The following is a 20,833-nucleotide window of genomic DNA, read 5'->3' on the forward strand; positions in this document are numbered from 1 at the left end:
ATTAACTGGATGTCTCGGAAGATGCTCGCTTGATAGGAAGTCATGGAAGATTGTATCCTAGAACTAGTCAGTGTTTAAAAGAGGTGTCTTATGATGAAAGAACTGCAAAGAAAGCTGCAGCAAATCGATGGGAAAAGCTATAAAGGGTATAAAGGGATTCAAGGACGTTATTCCTTTCACCGTTATGAGCTAGTCGTCGATTATGTACAAGGAGATCCGTTTGCTTCTCCTTCAAAGATCCGCTTGATAGTGCCGGACGCTTATCGACGGATAAAGCCGGACTGGAAGGGGAACCGCCAGCGGAAAATATATAGCGAAGATCGAATTGCAAGAGCGGTTGCCAAGGCAATCAAGGATAATACCGTGTACAGCAAAGGTTCCGGAAAAAGCGGTCTGATCGCTATCGACAATCCTGGTCAGGAAATACTGGAACGAAGTGCTGTTCAGCTTGACCCTGGTTTTACAACGATTTGTTTATCAATCGGTCTGCCGGCAAATGGCAGGAGGATTAATGGAAGAGAAGCAGAGAAACTGTTTTTTGACATAATCCCCGCGATTATGGAAAAGTCGGTTTTTTCTATTTCCGATGAAGATATCGAAGCAAGCGTTCAGCTAGCCGATCAACATCAGGCAATTAGACAAAAAATGGAGGAACATGGCTGGATTTCCTTTATCGCAGATGGAGCAATCCTTCCCAGGGAAAGTGGAATCGGCAATCGACCGATGAGACAGGCAGTCCCTTTTCAAAGTACCAAGGAGAACCGGGTATCGATAGAAGTGCCTCATCGGAAAGAGCCGCTTACGGGAATGGCCCTTTCAAAAGGGATCGTCTTGATTGTCGGTGGTGGATACCATGGGAAAAGCACCCTGCTCCAGGCAATTGAGCGCGGGGTGTATCACCATGTTAAAGGTGATGGACGGGAATATGTATTGACCGATCCGACTGCGGTGAAAGTGCGTGCCGAAGACGGACGCCAGGTATGCACCGTCAACATTTCACCTTTTATCAACGATTTGCCTCACATGAAGGATACGAGCGGTTTTTCCACAGAGAACGCCAGTGGAAGTACTTCGCAGGCAGCCAATGTCGTAGAAGCATTGGAAGCTGGTGCTGCTTCGGTGTTAATCGATGAGGATACGAGTGCTACCAACTTTATGATCCGTGATCAGCGGATGAAGGAATTGGTCGTGAAAGAAAAAGAACCGATTACGCCGTTTATTGATAAAATACGGCAAATGCGCGATCAGCTCGATGTGTCCACGATACTTGTGATGGGTGGTTCGGGTGATTATTTTGATGCTGCCGATCAAGTGATCATGATGGATCGTTATCAACCTTACAATGTTACGGAAAAAGCCCGGGAAATTGCAGAAAGATATCCTTTTAACCGTCAGCGTCCTGCGAGTGAACCATTTGGCAGTCTGCCTGATCGGCGCTTTTTGCCTGGCAGCTTACAAACCAGCCAGGGAAAAAAGCATAAAGTCCAGGCGAAAGGGCTCACGACGATTATCATGGGACGGACCGATATCAATCTGCACTATGTCGAGCAATTAGTCGATGCTTCACAAACGAGAATGATAGCCGAAATCATTCGGCATCTGGACCAGAAAAAGTGGCTGGCAAACGACCGTTCACTGACAGAAATACTGGATGAAATAGAAGCGCAAATCGATCAAAAAGGACTCGGATCCTTCGCGCCGTTTCCGGACCAGCACCCTGGTGACCTGGCCAGACCACGCCGGTTCGAAATAGCAGCCACCCTGAACCGCATACGCACAGCCAAAGTCAAAGATATCAGCAACCGTTAAGCCGGGGGTCAGTCCCTGAATCGATCGAGGGACAGTCCCCACCCTGTTTTGGGGTCAGTCCCTGTTCTGGATGAAATTCCGGTACGACGGGGTTTCCTGGTCGGCATGGAAGATGTTTTGGATTTTTGGGGTCAGTCCCCCGACCCATCGGGGGACTGACCCCCTTCAGTTAGAAAGGAGGGAAAGTGGATGGCTTATGAGGAGTTGAAGCAGGAGATTATAGACTACAGCAAGTCCATTGGCATCGATAAGGTTGGTTTTGCTTCTGTGGATGTATTTACCGAGTTGAAGTCACGGTTGGAACGGCAGCAGGATCTTGGCTATCAGTCTGGCTTTGAAAAAGGGTCGATAGAGGAGCGGACGAATCCTGTCAAGCTGATGCCGGAGGCGCAGTCGCTAATTTCGATTGCCCTTGCCTATCCCTCCAGACTGAAGGATGCCCCAAAGAGCAAGAAAGGGGAGCGGAGAGGGCTGTTCTGTCGTGCTTCCTGGGGAAAAGATTATCATGATATTTTACGAGATAAATTGGAGAAACTGGCTGCGTTCATTTCGGAGAAGGTGTACGGTTTTAGCTATCGATCGATGGTCGACACTGGAGAACTGTCAGACCGTGCCGTCGCTGAACGGGCGGGCATCGGATTCAGCGGAAAAAATACCACGTTGATTACTCCTGAATTTGGTTCCTACGTGTATTTAGGAGAAATGATCACCAATGTTCCATTCACACCGGATGAACCGGTTGAAGACAGCTGCGGGGAGTGCACCAAGTGCATCGACGCTTGTCCGACAGGCGCGTTGGTCCAGGGCGGGCAATTGAACGCCCAGAAGTGCATTGCTTTTTTAACCCAGACAAAAGACTTTTTGCCGGATGAATACAGGGGCAAATTGGGAAACCGGATCTATGGCTGTGATACGTGTCAGCTGGTTTGTCCGAAGAATCATAAGAAAGATTTCCACCTTCATCCGGAAATGGAGCCGGATCCGGAGGTTGTGAAACCGAAACTAGTGCCGCTGCTTTCCATGTCCAATCGGGAATTCAAAGAAAAATTCGGAGATATCGCCGGCTCGTGGCGCGGAAAAAAACCGATTCAACGCAATGCGATCATCGCCCTTGGCCACTATAAGGAAGAAAGTGCCGTCGAGGAGTTGATCCGGTTGATGAAGGAAGACCCCCGACCGGTCATCCGTGGGACTGCGGCTTGGTCTTTAGGAAAAATAGGCACGGAAGCTGCTTTTGCAGCTATTGAAAAAGCTAAACAAAAAGAAACGGATGAACAAGTGCAATTCGAGATGGACAAAGGACTTGAATTTAAAGAGAATGCGAGACAGCACGCATGATATGCAAAGTCATATGGCGCTCTGTCTGATATGTGGTCCGATTACAAAAAGAACCCCCTTGCCGTTCCTGCCTATCCCATCAGGCTGGAGCGGTTTTTTTGTTCAGAGAAGCTGGTTCCTCTCATATATGTGTATTAGGAGGGATGCGCGCATGGATGATAAACAACTATTGACGGCGTATTGGCAGCATCTATTGGAGCAGAGAAACGAGGGGGATCCGGAGAGTTGGATTGCACGGAAAAAACGCCTGCATGAGGAGCGCGGAAATAAGGTGCCGAGAATCAGAGGGGAGGGGAAACTCCAGCGGAAAAGTCGGGGGAAACAGGATAAGTACACGATCGAGTATGATTTACTGACAGTATTTTTCGTCAAGCAGGGAAACTCTTTTTATCATGAAGAGGAACAGCGCCGTCATACTGCCGTCATCCAGGAAGGACAGGTGATCAGTGATGAACTGCTTCTTCCTCCCGAGCCGGAAACACAACTGCCGGCCATCGAGATATTTGGCAAAGAGGAAACGCGAGTGCAACGCTTTGACTATGACAGGCGTGCTGCAGTCCAATATGCGGAGCGATGGTGGAACGATTACAACCCTGAGTTTCGGAAATTTGCCGTGGACTGTACCAGTTACGTGTCCCAATGTCTCCATGCCGGCGGCGCACCGATGTGGGGAATGCCCGACAGAGGGCGGGGATGGTGGTATCAGGGAGACAGTTGGAGTTACAGTTGGGCTGTTGCCCACTCCTTGCGCTGGTATTTGAGCGGGTCGACACAAGGGTTGAAAGGAAAAGAAGTAGAAAGGGCCAGCGATTTATTGCCGGGGGATGTAATTTGTTACGATTTTCAAGGAGACGGAAGATGGGACCATAATACAATCGTAGTATCGAAGGATACAAACGGCGAGCCGCTTGTCAACGCCCATACAGACAACAGTCGGCACCGCTATTGGGAGTACCGGGATTCGATGGCCTGGACGGAAGACTGCCAGTACAAGTTTTTCCGGATCGGTGAATGATACTGTGACCTCCCATTCATCCCCCGGCAGGTGTTCACGTAACTTCTGTTAACTGTGGTATAATAAGCGGGTTACTAACTATTTGGGGTGAAAAAAAGTGGCAATACACGTAGTTTTATTTCAGCCAGAAATACCCGCCAATACGGGTAATATTTCGCGCACCTGCCTGGCCACTGGTGCGACATTGCATCTGATCAGACCGCTTGGTTTTTCCACTGATGACAGGATGGTTCGCAGAGCTGGTCTGGATTATTGGAAGGATGTCAAAATCCATTATTATGATTCCTTGGATGAATTGTACCAAACTTATCCAGATGGGGATTTTTACTATATTGAAAACTTCGGTTCCAAACATTATACCGACTTTGACTTCAATCAGCCTGAAGAAGATTTGTTTTTTGTATTCGGCAGGGAAACGAACGGAATTCCGAAAGAATTGTTGGTAGGAAAAGAGGATAAGTGTTTACGGATCCATATGAATGACATGGTCCGCTCCCTTAATTTATCCAATACGGCGGCAATTATTGTTTATGAAGCACTGCGGCAACAGGGGTTTCCCGGGTTGCATTAAAGATATATAAGTGAAAATGCCAGCCTGGCGGTTGTTTATTTGTAGCGATTGTCGCGTCCGCGGCTTTTCTCTTAGAATCGTTGTTGTGGAAGAAAAGTAGAAAGTCCGTTATCTGTGTATATGATTTGGTCTTCTTTTTCTTACGCCTATATCCATTATATTGGATTTTCTCGCTTGATACTCAGCAGGCATTAAACATATTTTAGTGTCTTTTTCAAATTTTCTATTTTCATCAAGTGGGTAATTCATCTAAACCGGAAAATAAAAAAACAGAACGCCTGGTTCTAAATCCTGGCGTTCTGTTTTTTATTTTTATGTTATTTCTTGTCCTCTTTTTGTCGACTGCATTTCATAGCAAGCAGGTGGAAAGAAGGAACTACTTATCGTTTTGGGGATTGCTTTGATTCCTTGCCGGCTGTGAAAATGGAAGTAAGGAATACAATGGTTACGCCCAAAATCAATGCAATATTCATACTCATGGAAGGCATCCTCCTTTATGTTCTGTGGCCACACCAGGCAGCAATTGTTTATGTAGCTGTATCTTTCCTCCATTATAACGAATTATGAGAAGCTTGTGAACTCCGAACCTGCGAGTCCTTTCAAGACAAGGGGAGTATCATTATCATCAGGTTACCTGTTGCTATCATTCATCTTCACAAGGGTGGCTACATAGATTAAAGTAACCATCTTTTCTTATGGGAACCAAGAAGGGAACAGGGGTAGAGGAAACCTGTGCTCAACATACGGCTGGGTAGTTTTGCTAAATTCTTCAGGGAGGGCGTAGAGATGGATATATTGAAAAAAATCCAGGATCATAGAGAAGATCAGGAAAAGTTGAAATGGGAAGGAACTTTCGCGGATTATCTGGACCTGTTAAAGGAACGGCCTTATTTAGCTCAATCTGCCCACTCAAGGGTCTATAACATGATCAAGCATAAGGGAGTCACGGAACGGGAAGACGGGGTGAAAACATACCGCTTTTTTTCCGATGCGCTCTATGGATTGGATGAAGCACTCGAACGGCTGGTAGAGGAGTATTTTCATCCGGCAGCAAGACGACTTGATGTAAAAAAGCGGATCTTGCTTTTGATGGGTCCGGTAAGTGGAGGGAAGTCTACATTGGTGGCCTTGTTGAAACGCGGCTTGGAACAGTACACACTGACCGATGAAGGAGCTGTTTATGCAATCAAGGGCTGCCCGATGCATGAAGATCCACTCCATTTGATCCCGGCACATCTACGACCGGATTTTGAAGAACAATATGGTGTGAAAATTGAAGGAAGTTTGTCTCCGCTGAATACCATGCGACTGGAACAGGAATATGAAGGGCGGATCGAAGATGTCATGGTGGAGCGGATTTTCTTTTCTGAAGATAAACGAACAGGAATCGGCACGTTCAGTCCTTCCGATCCGAAGTCCCAAGACATAGCGGACTTAACCGGATCGATAGATTTTTCCACCATTGCTGAATACGGTTCTGAATCCGATCCCCGCGCTTATCGTTTTGATGGCGAACTCAATAAAGCCAATCGGGGAATCATGGAGTTCCAGGAAATGCTGAAATGTGACGAGAAGTTTCTTTGGCATTTACTTTCTCTCACCCAGGAAGGGAATTTCAAGGCGGGCAGATTTGCACTTATTTCCGCTGATGAACTGATTGTGGCCCATACAAACGAATCCGAATATCGATCATTCATCGCAAATAAAAAGAACGAAGCACTTCATTCCCGGATGATCGTCATGCCGGTTCCATACAATTTGCGGTTGAGCGAAGAAGAACGCATTTATGAAAAGATGATCAAAGAGAGTGATATAAAAGATGTCCATATCGCACCGCATACGCTCCGGGTTGCAGCCATGTTCACCGTCTTGAGCAGGCTGAAAGAATCCAACCGCGGCAGCATCAGCCTGCTTAAAAAAATGTATCTTTATGACGGACAGAATGTGGAAGGGTATAGTGATGCTGATGTCCTTGAAATGAAAAAGGAATTTGCCGATGAGGGAATGAGCGGCATCGACCCGCGTTATGTCATCAATCGGATTTCCTCGACAATCATCAAGAAGGAAATGACTTCGATCAATGCACTGGATGTCCTGCGTTCACTGAAGGATGGCCTGGACAGCCACGCCTCCATTTCCAAAGATGATAAGGAGAGGTACTTGAATTTCATTTCAATTGCCCGGAAGGAATATGATGAAATCGCCAAAAAAGAAGTCCAAAAAGCGTTCGTTTATTCGTATGAAGAATCGGCGCGGACATTGATGGAAAACTATCTTGATAATGTAGAAGCTTATTGCAACAAAACAAAACTCCACGATCCTCTGACAGGAGAAGAAATGCATCCGGATGAGAAATTGATGCGTTCGATCGAGGAACAGATCGGCATTTCGGAAAATGCCAAAAAAGCGTTCCGGGAAGAGATCTTGATCCGGATTTCCGCCTATGCACGGAAGGGGAAAAAGTTCAATTATCAATCACACGAACGCTTGCGTGAAGCTATTCAGAAAAAATTGTTTGCCGATTTGAAGGATGTTGTCAAAATTACGACTTCGAGCAAGACACCGGATGAACAGCAGCTCAAGAAAATCAATGAAGTGGTGGCCACACTGATCGATGAGTATGGCTATAACTCTACTTCTGCAAATGAACTGCTCCGTTATGTCGGCAGTTTGTTGAATCGATGATGGTTGCATGATTCCTTTTTAGTGGGCACTTGAAACAGTAACAGTCCTTTCTATCTATATTTGCTTGTCGGTCGCGGGCAAGTGCATGCTCCTCTGGCGCTGTTTTCGAACGTAAGCACATTGCATGTTCCACGCCTGGATTGTGATACCTGCCGATTTTTCATAACATTCTCCTTATAACCTTGGCTCCATGATAACGGAGCCAAGGCTTTTTACATATAATTATTTTATATTTCGATTATTTTGATAGATGCTGTCGGTAGGTTATTGTTTCCTTGTATAAAATAGGGTATATTAGTTGATGTAGAAAGAGGTCAGTTCTATAATGGTCATTGAATGTTCAATGACGTCTAATTGATGGAGAAAGTGAACTTCTAATGGGGGTATAAGTCGTGACACAGCAAGAATCTAGTGGAAGATTCTGGGAAAATTTTCATGGTCCAAACATGGGGTACATTGAAGAACAGTATGAATTGTACAAACAAGACCCCTCGACAATCGATGCATCTTTGAAAGAAATGTTCGATCAGCACGGGGCACCTGAATGGTTGACACAAACAGGGGGATTGCAGCAAACCGATTCAGCGACAACTTCAGCCAGTGATATCAAGAAATTAACCTCGGCAATGAAACTTGTGGAGGCTATTCGCCGTTACGGACATTTAGAAGCGGACATATATCCTGTCGGAAAAGAGAAGGATCGCAACTCAGAGTTGGTCAATCCGGCTTATTATAATTTGACGAACGAAGATTTGGAAGCGATTCCTGCGAGCTGGATTTGGGACGATGCGCCCGGTAATGTGACCAATGCGCTGGAAGTGGTCACATTGTTGAAAAAGAATTATGCGGGTACCACTTCTTTTGAATATGATCATGTGAACAATGACGATGAGCGGAAATGGCTGCAGGATAAAATCGATACCGGCGCCTTTGCATTGTCATTGAGTAAAGAGGAAAAAAAGCAGCTGTTGAAACGGCTGACAGATGTAGAAGGATTTGAAAGTTTTCTTGCCAAGACCTTTGTCGGCCAGAAGCGTTTTTCCATCGAGGGATTGGAAATGATGGTACCGATGCTTGATAAAGCGGTCAACAATTCATTTACCGATGAAACCGAGGAAATCTTGATGGGGATGGCGCACAGAGGTCGTTTAAGCGTGTTGACCCACGTGCTTGGCAAGCCATATGACAAGATATTTTCTGAATTTCATTATTCATCAGATAAAGAATTAATGCCGTCGGCCGGTTCCAAAGGAATCAATTATGGCTGGACCGGCGATGTGAAATATCATTTCGGTGCAGTGAAAAGTTTGGGTGAAGACAAAGTATCTCCTACTAAAATCACCTTGGCCCACAACCCTTCCCATCTTGAATTTGTGAACCCAGTTGTGGAAGGCTTTACAAGAGCTGCGCAGGAAGATATCGATCAATCAGGCGAGCCTGTTCAAAGTCAGGACCGGGCTTTCAGCATTTTGATTCATGGAGATGCTGCTTTTATCGGGGAAGGTGTTGTAGCCGAAACGTTGAACATGAGCGATTTGCCAGGTTATCGTACAGGCGGCACTCTGCATTTGATCGCCAATAATCTGGTCGGCTTCACTACCAGTCAGGATCAAGGCAGATCGACCAGATATGCAAGTGACTTGGCGAAAGGATTCGAAATTCCGATCGTCCATGTCAATGCGGATGACCCGGAGGCATGTGTGTCCGCTATGGCGCTTGCATATGAATACCGGCAGACCTTCCATAAAGACTTTTTGATCGATTTAGTCGGCTATCGCCGTTACGGTCATAATGAAATGGATGAACCGCGTGCGACACAGCCGCAGCTATACAAAGAAATAGATAAACATGATTCTGTTGCTGTCATTTATGCGAAACGCCTGCAACAAGAAGGGGTCATCGGCGAGAGCGATTACGAAAAACTGAAAAATGACCGGGAACAGGAGCTTAAGGGTATTTTCGATAACATGATGGAAAATGAAACAGATGAACCGGAACCGAAGCCGGCTCCAGAGGCTTTGTCAAATGGTCTTGACGGTATCAAAACAGCTGTCCCGCTCGACCAGCTGAAGCAGCTGAATGAAGGTCTTCTCAAACGTCCGGAAGGTTTCCAAGGTTTTAAGAAACTGGAAAAAATCCTTAAAAAACGTGGAGAATCGTTGGAAGAAGGAAACAAGGCGGATTGGGCCACGGCAGAAACGCTTGCATATGCGTCCATTTTGCAAGATGGTGTCTCTATACGTCTGACCGGCCAGGACTCGGAACGCGGAACCTTCGCCCATCGCCATCTGGTGCTTCATGACGTGGAGACAGGGGATACCTACTGTCCTATGCACGGATTGGACCAGGCAAACGCTTCGTTTGCCATCCATAACAGTCCATTGTCGGAGGCGGGTGTGCTAGGTTTTGAGTATGGGTACAGCGTTCAATCACCGAACACACTGGTTCTTTGGGAAGCGCAATTCGGTGATTTCGCCAACGCTGGCCAAGTGATTTTAGACCAGTTCATAGCTGCCGGACGTGCCAAGTGGGGGGAAAAGTCGAACATGGTGCTGTTGCTTCCACATGGCTACGAAGGCCAGGGACCGGAGCACTCCAGCGCCAGACTCGAACGTTTCTTGCAGCTTGCTGCTGAAAACAACTGGATTATCGCCAACGTGACCACCAGCGCACAATACTTCCATTTGTTACGCCGTCAGGCAGCTTTGAGAGGGAAAGATGCAGCCCGTCCGCTTGTTGTCATGACGCCGAAAAGTTTGTTGCGCAATCAGCGTGTAGCTTCTACGGCAAGAGAGTTCAGCGAGCAGAACTTCGAAAAAGTCATCACACAACCAGGTTTGCCGAAGACGACGAAAAAAGCGAAAAGACTGGTCATCGGCAGTGGTAAAGTGATGGTGGATATCGCTGAAACGATGAGCCAGAATGAAGATAAAGTGAAGGATACCCATGTGATCCGATTGGAGCAAATTTATCCATTCCCTGCCAAAGAATTGGAAAAGATACTGAAAGATTGTCCAAATGTGGAAGAAGTGATCTGGGTTCAGGAAGAGCCGAGAAATATGGGCAGCTGGAACTTTGTCAAAGAACTTCTATACAATCTGCTGGGTAAACATCAACAGCTGCGTTATGTCGGTCGTCCTGATCGGTCGTCACCAGCGGTTGGAGAGCCAAACATACACAAAACAGAACAAAAACGAATCGTGCAGGAAGCCTTAAAGCTGTCTAAAGGAGGAGATTCCAGTGAAGGAAATTAAAGTCCCGGAATTAGCAGAATCGATTACAGAAGGTACTATCGCCGAGTGGCTCGTCAAGAAGGGTGACAAAGTGGAGAAGGGCGATCCGGTATTGGAGTTGGAAACCGACAAAGTCAACGTCGAAGTGAACGCTGATTATGCAGGCGTTGTAGTGGAGATTACGAAAGAAGAAGGCGAAGACGTCGAAGTCGGCGACGTCATCGCCAAAGTGGATGAAAACGGGGAAGCCGGCGATGCCGGAAGTAACGGCCAGGAAGAGTCTGCAGATGCGGAAGCGCCAGCTGAGGAAAGCAAGCAGGAATCGGCACCGGAAGAAAAACCGGCAGCTGCCAGCCAAAGCGAAGGGCAAACCACTTCCAACAGCAAAGAAACGGTTGCTTCACCTGCTGCGCGGAAGCGTGCTCGTGAGTTAGGCATTGATCTTAGCGATGTTTACCCTCGTGATCCACTAGGCCGTATCCGTCCGGAAGACGTAGAGCAAGCGGCAAAAGGCGGTCAAAAGCAAACAGAAGCACCAAAACAAGACAAGCAGTCGGCGGCAAAATCTTCCGAGAAGACAGAATTCGACAAGCCGGTAGAGCGGGTGAAAATGAGTCGCCGCCGTCAGACAATCGCCAATCGGTTGGTGGAAGCGCAGCATAACGCAGCGATGTTGACCACGTTCAATGAAGTCGACATGACCGCAATCATGAAACTGCGCAGCGAGCGCAAGGATAAGTTCCTGGAAAAACATGATGTCAAGCTTGGATTCATGTCCTTCTTTACGAAAGCTGTCGTCGGTGCTTTGAAGGAATTTCCGCTGATCAACGCAGAAATCCAAGGCAATGAACTTGTCTTGAAAAAATTCTATGATATTGGTATTGCTGTATCGACAGATGACGGACTCGTCGTTCCCGTCGTCCGTGATGCCGATCGTCTCGATTTTGCCGGTGTGGAACGGGAAATCGCCCATCTTGGCAAGAAAGCGCGTGATAAACAGTTGCAAATGGCTGATTTGCAAGGCGGCTCGTTCACGATTACAAACGGCGGCATTTTCGGATCCCTATTATCGACACCGATTTTAAATGCGCCTCAGGTTGGTATTCTCGGAATGCATTCCATCCAGAAACGGCCGATTGTCATGCCGGATGATTCCATCGAAGTCCGACCGATGATGTATGTGGCAATGTCTTATGATCATAGAATCGTAGACGGAAAAGACGCGGTCCAGTTCCTGGTTCGGATTAAACAAATGCTCGAAGATCCATACGATTTGTTGTTGGAAGGATAAAATCAGTAAGCTAAAGAGGCCCGGTATAACAAAAACGCCCAGGAGTTGTCTCCTGGGCGTTTTTTCTAATCCTTCCCGTCGATTGGACAAAAACCTTACCATCGCTATAGCGAATATGGCAACGAGGATAAACATTTTCACTTTATTTTTCTTCCCTATGTCCATCCACTTCTATCAAAATAGCCTCTATCCTAAAGGAAACTCCAGGCAACAGGCGAGTTCAATATATTTCAACAGGCCAACCTACAATAAGACCAATGGCATCCTTTCAAGCATTTTTTTCATCTTACTCATTACTAAATAGCATGATAGCAAATGTAGTCCACCGGGGTGAAAGATTCACTTTTACAGATTCGGTTTCCTTCAACTGATTATAAAAGTGCTGCTCATAGAATAAAAAAATCAGCGGTCAACAGATCCCCTCCCATGTGCAGAAAGTCAAAAGGGGTCAGGATCGCTAAAACGGTGGAAAGCCACAAAAATGCTTGTCATTTCACCCAAAGTTTCCGGAAGTCTACCTGGCCAAATGATTTAAAACGGATATCTTGGATCATCGGATGGAAGACTCTGCTTTTAATAGGATGATGTTGAAAAAGAATAAGGTGGTTGTCTTTCAAGTAATCTTCCATCACATCGATAATCTTTTCCCTCTCCTGTTTGGCTGTGGATTGTTTGAAGGCTTCCAGCCAGTCGTCGATTTTTTCGAGGTGGTCTGGCGTCATAAATCGTCTGAACAACAGGATTTCATTGTAAAAGGCGCCTAAAAAGGATAAGTGAAAGTCAGAAGTCGAAACTTCCCCCATGAATACCATATCCGCGTGATCATCGAACGTAAACGCGTAAAAGTCTTCCAAACTGAAACTGTGCAACTCCACTACAATGCCATACTGGGATGCTTGGCGTTGAAACCATGCGGCTTCCTCTTTTGCTTTCGGAAAGTCGAGGCAGTACAGCTGCAATGGTTCTCCTTGGTATCCGGATAACTGCAGTAATCCGGGTACTTGTGATTCATCTCTGCTACGTTGTCCTGATTTCCAGGGAAAGAAGCTGGTGGCTTCCACCGGTGCTTCCAGTCCCAAATCTTCGTGCATTCTAAACGGATTAAGGAGGTGAAACAATGCTGTCCGGAAATGGGGATTTTGAACAGCTGTTTGTTTGGTGAAATTGAAAGCGAGAAAGCGAAATCCGGTTTCCACTTCTTTTTTCTGGATGCCTTCCTCGAATTCTTCAACGGCACTGATATTATAGGTGACGGTTTTCACCGTATCCATCGGTATCTTCCAAAATTCAATCCGGTCCAGGAAGGGGCGCTCGAGAAAGTATTGGTCAAAGGCTTCCAAAACAATCCGCTTTTTACTGCGTTCCTTCAGACGGAAAGGCCCGGTGCCGATCCATTGATTTTCATCAAAAGGTACATCCTTGGGCAGGATGGATAAATTCGTGCTGCTTAAGTAGCGGAGAAAAAAGGGATTAGGGCTTTTTAGTTCAATAGTGACTTGGTACCTGTTCGGACAGTCGATTTCCGAAATATCGCTGACAAGCCAGTAAAACGGCGTACCGGGTTTAAACCGTTCCAGTGTGTGTTTGACATCGGCGCTTGAGAAAACGCCTTGATGGTGGAAGCGCACCCCTTTTCGCAAGTAAAAAGTCCATATCGTGTTGCTTTCATCCACCTGCCAATGATGAGCGAGGCGAGAACGGATTTCATCTCTTTTTTCGTTATAAGTGACGAGCGTATCACCGAGTTGCTGGATCATATGATTTTCCACAGTTATCGAACTATAGACAGGATCAAGCGTACTTAAATCCCGCGAGATAATCGTGCGGAGGACGTCCTTCTCTTGCTTGGACTCCTGCATGCCGAACATTTTCTGCAACTGTGGCGAGATGGATGCAACCCATGCTCTTGGGATGGGCAGCTGCAGCAAGTGGACCAGATCATCCAGTTTGTCGGTGCGGATTGCTTCTTGAACGAACTGTTCCACTTCTTGCTGAAATGGCCGCCGGAAGGTTAAGCGGGAGGGATTTCCCCTGCCGATTCCAGGCGTGTAGCTTAATTTGTTTTCTTCTTCGTATTTCCTCAGTTTTCGTTTGACATTTTTACGCGTGCAAAACCAAAGCGTCTCCAGTTCCTCGAATTTAAATGGGACCTGTTTATTTTGTTCTTTGCTGTATAAATGGGCACGCAATGTATAATACGATAAATCTTTGATACACTTCACCTCCGGAAAAGGGGACATTAATAGATTGATTATACCCTTTTTACCCCTTTTAAGAAAAGGCAAAATGGAAAGCAGAAGGAGGGAATGCTGCATGTTCAAGTCACTGCACCCGAATATCCGTGTTCGTATTTATACTTCTTTCCTCAGCCGGATTATCGGTTCGATGATTTTTCCGTTTATGGCGATTTACTTTACCGACAAAATCAATGCGACGGCGGCAGGGATATTATTGCTGGTGAATGTCGTGATTCAATTTTTAGCTGGTTTGTATGGCGGCTTTCTTGCGGACATACTTGGCAGAAAACGATTGATGGTCGTAGGGGAAACGATGAAACTGATTGCCTTTACCGGGATGTTAATGGTCAACGCTCCTTGGGGGACATCAGCGATTGCGACCTTCGCTATGATGCTGGTGATTAGTATCGCCACGGGTTTTATCAACCCGGCCGCTGAAGCGATGCTGATCGATGTCAGCACGAAGGAAACGAGGGCATTCATGTACTCGGTTAACTACTGGGCTGTCAACCTTTCCTTGATGCTGGGATTGATGATAGGGGGATGGTTGTTTAAAACGCATTTTTTTGAATTGCTGATCGGACTCGTGATGATGAGTGTGGTCACTCTCTGGATGACATCTGCCTTAATCACAGAAACGTTGCAAACTGAAAAGAACAGGGTTCAAATACAATATGGGTTGCTTCCCTTGATGCGCAGCTATCAGACTGTCATAAAAGATATCCCTTTCGTACTGTTCACCCTTGGAGGAATTGCAATTCTGACGTTGGAATTCCAGCGAAACAACTTTGTTGCCGTCCGGTTGGAACAGGAGATTGTTCCTCGCGCTTTTGCTTGGATGGAAGGACACGAAGTGATGGTAGACGGCGTTAGACTGCTTAGTATACTGACAGTTGTCAATACGATCATGATTGTTTTATTCACGGCTGTCATTTCCAAGTGGATCAAAAATAAACCAGAGCAGCCGATTATGTATGCAGGGTTTATCCTGTTTGGATGCGGTTATGCATTCATGGCCTTTTCCAACCATATTCCAGGTTTGTTTTTGGCAGTAGTCATCCTTTCTGTCGGTGAGCTGCTGTATGTACCGACAAGGCAGTCGATGCTGGCCGATATCGTTGATGATAGGAAGCGGGGAGCCTACATGGCGTTCAACGGGTTTGTCTTCCAATTCGGGAAAATGTTCGGAGCCGTTGGAATTATCGTCGGAGAAGCAATCGGCGGTACAAGCATGGCAGTCCTGTATATCGTTTTCGTCATGTTGGGAATAGCATTCACGCGTGTCGCCATCATCAAGAAATCCGTAGCCATTCCAGCCAGCAACCATTTACATTCCTGATCATGTGAAAACCGGGGACAGACCCCCACCATGCTGCAGTGTTAGCGCGACGCAGTGTTACTTGGGTGGGGGTCTGTCCCCTCCTGCTCGTTTTTTGAGTAACATTGGCATGTATGGTACATACTATCTGTATATTTTCAGAGCGGTGAGGGTGGCTGGTTATGAAATCTTTCAGGTCTTCGGGGGGAAGGCAGAAGGAAGAAAAGCGAAAACAGGAGACTGTACCGAATTCGACTTCATTAGAGGATAATATCACGTATTTTATAGAGGCCTTCCACCAATCCGATGATTTAAAGCTTCGGATTTTGGAGGAAGGCAGGACTGTCCTCTTATATGTAGAGTCACTGGTTGACCAGGAAAAAATCCAGAACGAATTTTTCAAGCCATACATGCAAATGGGCGACCAGGAAATCATGAAGGTTTCCAGTGGCAAAAAGGTACATGACCGGAAAAAGATCATAAAAATGCTGTTAAAAGGTCATTGCGCTTTTGCCACCGATGGAAGTGCTGACATGCTTCTCTTTCATACAACTTCGGCATTTAACCGCAGTGTGGAAGAACCGGACAATGAAAAAGTAGTCCGCGGTTCCCATGAAGGGTTTGTCGACAATTTGATGATCAACATCAATTTGATCCGCAAACGGATTGAAAATGAAAACCTTGTGGTCACCTTTGACAAACTGGGAAAAATGACAAATACAAAGGTTGCTGTTGTCTATCTGGAAGGGGTAGCCAATCCAGAGCTGGTTGAAAAAGTGAAAACAAGACTGAAGGATATTTCCATTGACTTTGTCATCAGTCCGGGATTTATCGAAGAGTTTATCGAGGATCACACTTATTCTCCCTTTCCCCAAATGATCAATACAGAACGTCCTGACAAAACAGTGGCTAACTTGATGGAAGGGAGAGTCGCGGTTTTGTCGGAGGGAAGCTCGACTTGTTTGATGGCGCCGGCGACTTTTTTTGCCTTTTATCAGTCTCCGGATGATTATAATTCCCGCTGGTTTACCGGTACGTTCATCCGCTTGATTCGTTTGTTCAGCTTCATCATCGCCATCGGACTGCCGGCCTTTTATATTTCGATTGTCGGGTTTCATTTCGAAGTGATTCCAAAGGATTTGGTCATCCCGGTAAAAAGCTCTATCAATGAAATCGCCTACCCGCCGATCATCGAAGCACTGGTGATGGTCATTATCATCGAGCTGATCAGAGAAGCCGGTATCCGGCTACCGACGCCAGTGGGCCAGACCATCGGCATTGTCGGCGGTTTGGTCATCGGGGATGCCATTGTCCGTGCCGGGCTTGTATCCAATTTTATGATCATCGTCGTTGCACTGACAGCGATTGCTTCTTTCGTCGTTCCCTCCAACGAAATGAGTACGACTCTGCGACTGCTGACGTTTCCGCTGATCATTTTATCGGCGACCCTTGGTTTTGTCGGAATCGTCTTCGGCATGCTGCTTTTGTTGATCCATTTAAGCAGAATGGAATCTTTCGGTACACCTTATTTTGCACCACTTGCCCCATTGCATGTGAAGGATTTAAAGGATACTTTTATTCGTCTTCCGTTGTTCAAAATGAATACGAGGCCGAAAAATGCCCAGCCGATCAAGAAAAAAACACAGACCACATCGAGGGAGTGGAGGCGGGATGGCAAAAACAGCAAATAAAAAAATTTCACGGCGCCAGTTTTTTTTTATCATCGTCCAGACACAAATGGGAGTAGGTGTCCTGTCTCTTCCATTTGACTTGCATCAGGCGGCCAAACAGGACGGTTGGATATCCCTGCTGCTGGCAAGCATGGCCATCCAATTGATTATAGTGGCTATGTGGTTGACGGCATCCACCTTTCCGGACGATGATCTTATCGCCTTCCTTCCGAAGCTGTTCGGCACCATAATCGGCAACCTGTTGAGTGTGGCTTATTATTTATATTTCATCTGCATCTGTGTGTTGATATTGATTTTGTACGGTCGTATGCTCCACCTCTGGATTCTGCCCAACACCCCTTTTTGGTTGTTGGCGATTTTGCTTGCATTTACAGGTTTCTACTTGATTTCAAGCGGACTGCTCGTCATGGCAAGAATTTACACCTTTGTTTCGATATTGCTTGTCATCATTTTTTTCCTGTTGGTGTTTGCGCTGCGTGACATTCAGCTGGTTTATTTACTCCCGGTCGGCCAGACCCCTGTCCCGCAAATATTCAAGGGGGCACAAGCTGCAATCCTGGCGATGCTCGGTTACATTTCTTTTTTCTTTCTCTATCCGCATACGAAGGGGACCCCGACCGAGCGGTTGAAAACAATGTCCTACGCAAACTTGTTCGTTACCCTCTTTTACTTGTTTGTCGTGTTTGTCTCGTTCACTTACTTCAGTACAAGTGAAATTGCTTTTGTGCCTCAGCCGGTATTGTATTTGTTGAAAGCTATTGAACTGCACATAATCAGCAGGGTCGACTTGTTTCTGCTATCGATGTGGATTGTATCGGTTGCCACCTCTTTTTCCACTTATTTGTTCATGGCAAGCAAAGGAGTGACTGACATGTTCCACTCCAAAAAACCATCCCGATTCGCTTTGTTCTCTACCATAACCATTGTCATCGCATCCTTGATTGTGGGAATCGATGAACAGCCGATCGACTCGTTCACTCAATTTGTCACACACGTCTCGATGGTATTTTCGACTGCAATGCCGCTGTGTCTCATGCTGTACACAGTCACTATTCACCGGTTTGTAAGGAGGAAGCGAGATGGCAAAATTTAAGTGGAGCCCGCTAGTCTTAAGCCTGCTATTGTTGACTGGTTGTTGGGATCAGCGGCAGTTTAAAAATGTAAAACTTGTACTGGCTGCAGGAATCGATGCGGCGGACGAAGGACAAGTGGAAAGTACCGTGGTGATTACCAATGTCCAAAGCTCATCCGAAGGACCAGGCACCGAACAAACGCAAATAATCTCTGCAGCCGGTCACTCTCCGTTGAATACCAGAACCAATATCGATCAGAAAATTTCCAAACGTTATGATCAGTCCAAGCTCCATGTATTGCTGCTGGGTGAAGAATTGGCCAAACAAGATATATATCCTTCTTTGGACATGTTTTACCGTGATCCGAAAAGCAACCTTCATGCACAGCTGGCTGTTGTAGGAGGAAAGGTTAAAGATGCACTTTCTCTAAGTGTCTCAGGTGAGCCCCGGATCAGCGAATACATCACTGGCATGTTGACCGGCGAAAGACGATCGACCCATTTACCCAATACAAACATTCAGTTGATTTGTTCGGAGTTGCTGGAGCCTGGCCAAGATTTTGTCCTGCCCTACCTGGTTGTTAATCAAGAAGAAAGCGTTTTGGAATATCGGGGGCTTGCGCTTTTTAGCGGGCAATCTTACAGTGGAAGGTATTTGCCGGCAGAAAAGGCGGTATTGTTTCTTCTTATGAAAGGGATAAGGGGAGCAGATGCACAAATGACACGCAAAATAGGCGGAGATGACCATCCTGATGTAAATGATTTTATTACAGTGGATGTTAAGGAAATTCACCGGAAATTGTCCTTCGATACAAAAGGAAGCCTTCCCAAAGTCGAAATGAAGCTGAAAATGGAAGCAGATGTCCTGGAATATCCGCCCAACCATTTGCAAAGCGCAAAGAAAATCAACGAGCTGGAAAAACGGATTGAAAAAGATCTCACCAAGGAAGCAAAGGAAATCATCGGGCTGTTACAGGAAACGAATTCCGATGCCTTCGGTCTTGGACGCAGACTTCAGGCATATCATCCCAAGGTCTGGAAAAAACTCAATTGGAACGAGGAATATGCTGATATCGAGATCGACCCTACAATCACTTTTGAAATCCAGTCACACGGCATCACCAACTAGGGAGACCGTCCAATTATCAAAATCTTTAATCAAATAAACCTGTCTTGCATACTATAGAAATAATAAAACGAAGGAGGGTAATAGATGGCTGATTCGAAGAGTTATGTGATTTCAGAAGAAGATTGGTCCCTCCATAGAAAAGGGTTCGATGACCAGAAACGCCACCAGGATAAAGTCCAGGATGTATTACGGAAACAACTGCCCGATTTAATAACGGAAGAGAATATCATTATGTCCAGGGGGAAGGATATGGTGCGGATTCCGATCCGTTCCCTCGATGAATATAAGATCCGATACAGCCAGGATAAAAACAAGCATGCAGGACAGGGAGACGGCGACAGCAACGTTGGAGATGTCGTGGCAAGCGACGGCAGGCCGCAAAAAGCCGCCGGAAACGACTCGGGTGCCGGTGATCAGGCCGGGCATGACTATTATGAAGCAGAGGTTTCTTTTGAAGAGTTGGAAGAAGCCTTTTTTCATCAACTGGAGCTGCCTAATCTGCAAGAAAAGGAAAAAGATAACATCGTTACTTCTCATATCGAATTCAGAGATATACGAAAAAAGGGACTGACCGGCAATATCGACAAAAAGCGATCGATGCTGGAAGCATATAAACGGAATGCGATGGCAGGCAAATCAGGATTCAATCCGATATATCCGGAAGACCTTCGCTTCAAAACGTGGGACGATATCGAGAAACCGGAATCCAAGGCGGTTGTATTGGCGATGATGGATACGAGTGGATCGATGGGATTGTTTGAAAAATACGTGGCCAGAAGTTTCTTTTTCTGGATGGCCAAATTCCTGCGTTCCAAATATGAAACAGTAGACATCGAATTTATCGCCCATCATACCGAAGCAAAAGTGGTCGATGAAGAATCATTTTTCAGCAAAGGGGAGAGTGGAGGAACGATTTGCTCCTCGGCCTATCGAAAAGCATTGGAAATCATCGATTCCAAGTATCCGCCGGAACAATATAACATTTATCCTTTTCATTTCTCAGACGGCGATAATCTGACATCGGATAACCGCAGATGCGTGACGCTTGTCGAGGAATTAATCGAAAAATCGAGTATGTTCGGCTATGGGGAGGTCAACCAGTATAATCGCCACTCTACTTTGATGCAGGTTTACAATAAAATTGAATCACCGAAATTCCGCTATTATATTCTCCGGAAAAAAGCAGATGTATTTTACGCAATGAAACGTTTTTTTAACAACCAGCAGGAAGAAGTTATTTCTTAGAAAAGTCTTAAGAGAATCACACGAGATAACATTCTTATTAGCAGGCCGGATCGTAAATGATCCGGTCTTTTGTTTTAATGAATTAGAAAACCCCTGGCAATGCCAGGGGTTCCGGAGAGCTTACAGCGTGGTAATAAAAAAACCTCACTTCATGGTAGGATAAAGTTGGTTTCCCGACCACTTCATCTCACCAAAGAAG

At 46.0% G+C, this 20,833-nt stretch carries 13 protein-coding genes; 12 read left to right on the top strand and 1 reads right to left on the bottom strand.

All coding sequences use genetic code 11. From position 1 onward, the window contains the following. The first annotated feature begins 93 nt into the window (after positions 1 to 93). The 7 genes from F6X55_RS19915 (at position 94) to odhB (ending at position 11,942) form a co-directional block, all read left to right on the top strand. Positions 94 to 1,809 carry an ABC-ATPase domain-containing protein gene (locus F6X55_RS19915; RefSeq protein WP_153465536.1) on the top strand — a complete coding sequence of 572 codons (1,716 nt, stop codon included), beginning with the start codon at positions 94 to 96 and terminating at the stop codon, positions 1,807 to 1,809. Between the two features lie 189 nt (positions 1,810 to 1,998). After that, the gene (gene queG, locus F6X55_RS19920) at positions 1,999 to 3,147 is read left to right on the top strand and encodes a tRNA epoxyqueuosine(34) reductase QueG (RefSeq protein ID WP_026571835.1); all 1,149 of its coding nucleotides are present in this window, start codon (positions 1,999 to 2,001) and stop codon (positions 3,145 to 3,147) included. Between the two features lie 151 nt (positions 3,148 to 3,298). Beyond that, positions 3,299 to 4,162 (top strand): amidase domain-containing protein, encoded by an 864-nt coding sequence (locus F6X55_RS19925; RefSeq protein WP_153465537.1) that lies wholly within the window; start codon positions 3,299 to 3,301, stop codon positions 4,160 to 4,162. A 97-nt stretch (positions 4,163 to 4,259) separates the two neighbouring features. Beyond that, a complete protein-coding gene (gene trmL, locus F6X55_RS19930) occupies positions 4,260 to 4,733 on the top strand; it encodes a tRNA (uridine(34)/cytosine(34)/5-carboxymethylaminomethyluridine(34)-2'-O)-methyltransferase TrmL (RefSeq protein WP_026571837.1) in 474 nt (157 codons plus the stop codon). 786 nt (positions 4,734 to 5,519) lie between these two features. Beyond that, positions 5,520 to 7,418, top strand: coding sequence for a PrkA family serine protein kinase (locus F6X55_RS19935; RefSeq protein ID WP_026571838.1), 1,899 nt, complete (start codon positions 5,520 to 5,522; stop codon positions 7,416 to 7,418). Positions 7,419 to 7,810: 392 nt separating this feature from the next. After that, a complete protein-coding gene (locus F6X55_RS19940; RefSeq protein WP_153465539.1) occupies positions 7,811 to 10,672 on the top strand; it encodes a 2-oxoglutarate dehydrogenase E1 component in 2,862 nt (953 codons plus the stop codon). Continuing rightward, positions 10,659 to 11,942, top strand: a complete 1,284-nt coding sequence (gene odhB / locus F6X55_RS19945) for a 2-oxoglutarate dehydrogenase complex dihydrolipoyllysine-residue succinyltransferase (protein ID WP_153465541.1) — start codon at positions 10,659 to 10,661, stop codon at positions 11,940 to 11,942. Before F6X55_RS19940 ends, odhB begins: the two co-directional genes overlap by 14 nt. Positions 11,943 to 12,430: 488 nt before the next feature. Here odhB and F6X55_RS19950 read toward each other — a convergent pair whose 3' ends face one another. Further along, complete coding sequence (locus F6X55_RS19950; protein WP_237648730.1) at positions 12,431 to 14,257, bottom strand: SgrR family transcriptional regulator; 1,827 nt, start codon at positions 14,255 to 14,257, stop codon at positions 12,431 to 12,433. On the opposite strand from F6X55_RS19950, the gene F6X55_RS19955 reads away from it, so the two are divergent. The 5 genes from F6X55_RS19955 to yhbH all read left to right on the top strand — a co-directional run bounded on the left by F6X55_RS19955 (position 14,256) and on the right by yhbH (position 20,634). Next, positions 14,256 to 15,518, top strand: coding sequence for an MDR family MFS transporter (locus F6X55_RS19955; RefSeq protein WP_153465545.1), 1,263 nt, complete (start codon positions 14,256 to 14,258; stop codon positions 15,516 to 15,518). The genes F6X55_RS19950 and F6X55_RS19955 overlap by 2 nt on opposite strands. Before the next feature lie 161 nt (positions 15,519 to 15,679). After that, on the top strand, positions 15,680 to 17,188 hold the full coding sequence (locus tag F6X55_RS19960) for a spore germination protein (protein ID WP_153465547.1): 1,509 nt from the start codon (positions 15,680 to 15,682) through the stop codon (positions 17,186 to 17,188). After that, positions 17,169 to 18,281 carry a GerAB/ArcD/ProY family transporter gene (locus tag F6X55_RS19965; RefSeq protein WP_161993120.1) on the top strand — a complete coding sequence of 371 codons (1,113 nt, stop codon included), beginning with the start codon at positions 17,169 to 17,171 and terminating at the stop codon, positions 18,279 to 18,281. The genes F6X55_RS19960 and F6X55_RS19965 overlap by 20 nt, the downstream gene beginning before the upstream one ends. After that, the gene (locus F6X55_RS19970) at positions 18,268 to 19,389 is read left to right on the top strand and encodes a Ger(x)C family spore germination protein (protein WP_153465551.1); all 1,122 of its coding nucleotides are present in this window, start codon (positions 18,268 to 18,270) and stop codon (positions 19,387 to 19,389) included. The genes F6X55_RS19965 and F6X55_RS19970 overlap by 14 nt, the downstream gene beginning before the upstream one ends. An 84-nt stretch (positions 19,390 to 19,473) precedes the next feature. Beyond that, positions 19,474 to 20,634: a sporulation protein YhbH gene (gene yhbH, locus F6X55_RS19975; RefSeq protein ID WP_153465553.1), complete on the top strand. Its 1,161-nt coding sequence runs from the start codon at positions 19,474 to 19,476 to the stop codon at positions 20,632 to 20,634. Positions 20,635 to 20,833 lie beyond the last annotated feature (199 nt).

Source organism: Sediminibacillus terrae, from assembly GCF_009602435.1.
Classification (GTDB): domain Bacteria; phylum Bacillota; class Bacilli; order Bacillales; family Amphibacillaceae; genus Sediminibacillus; species Sediminibacillus terrae.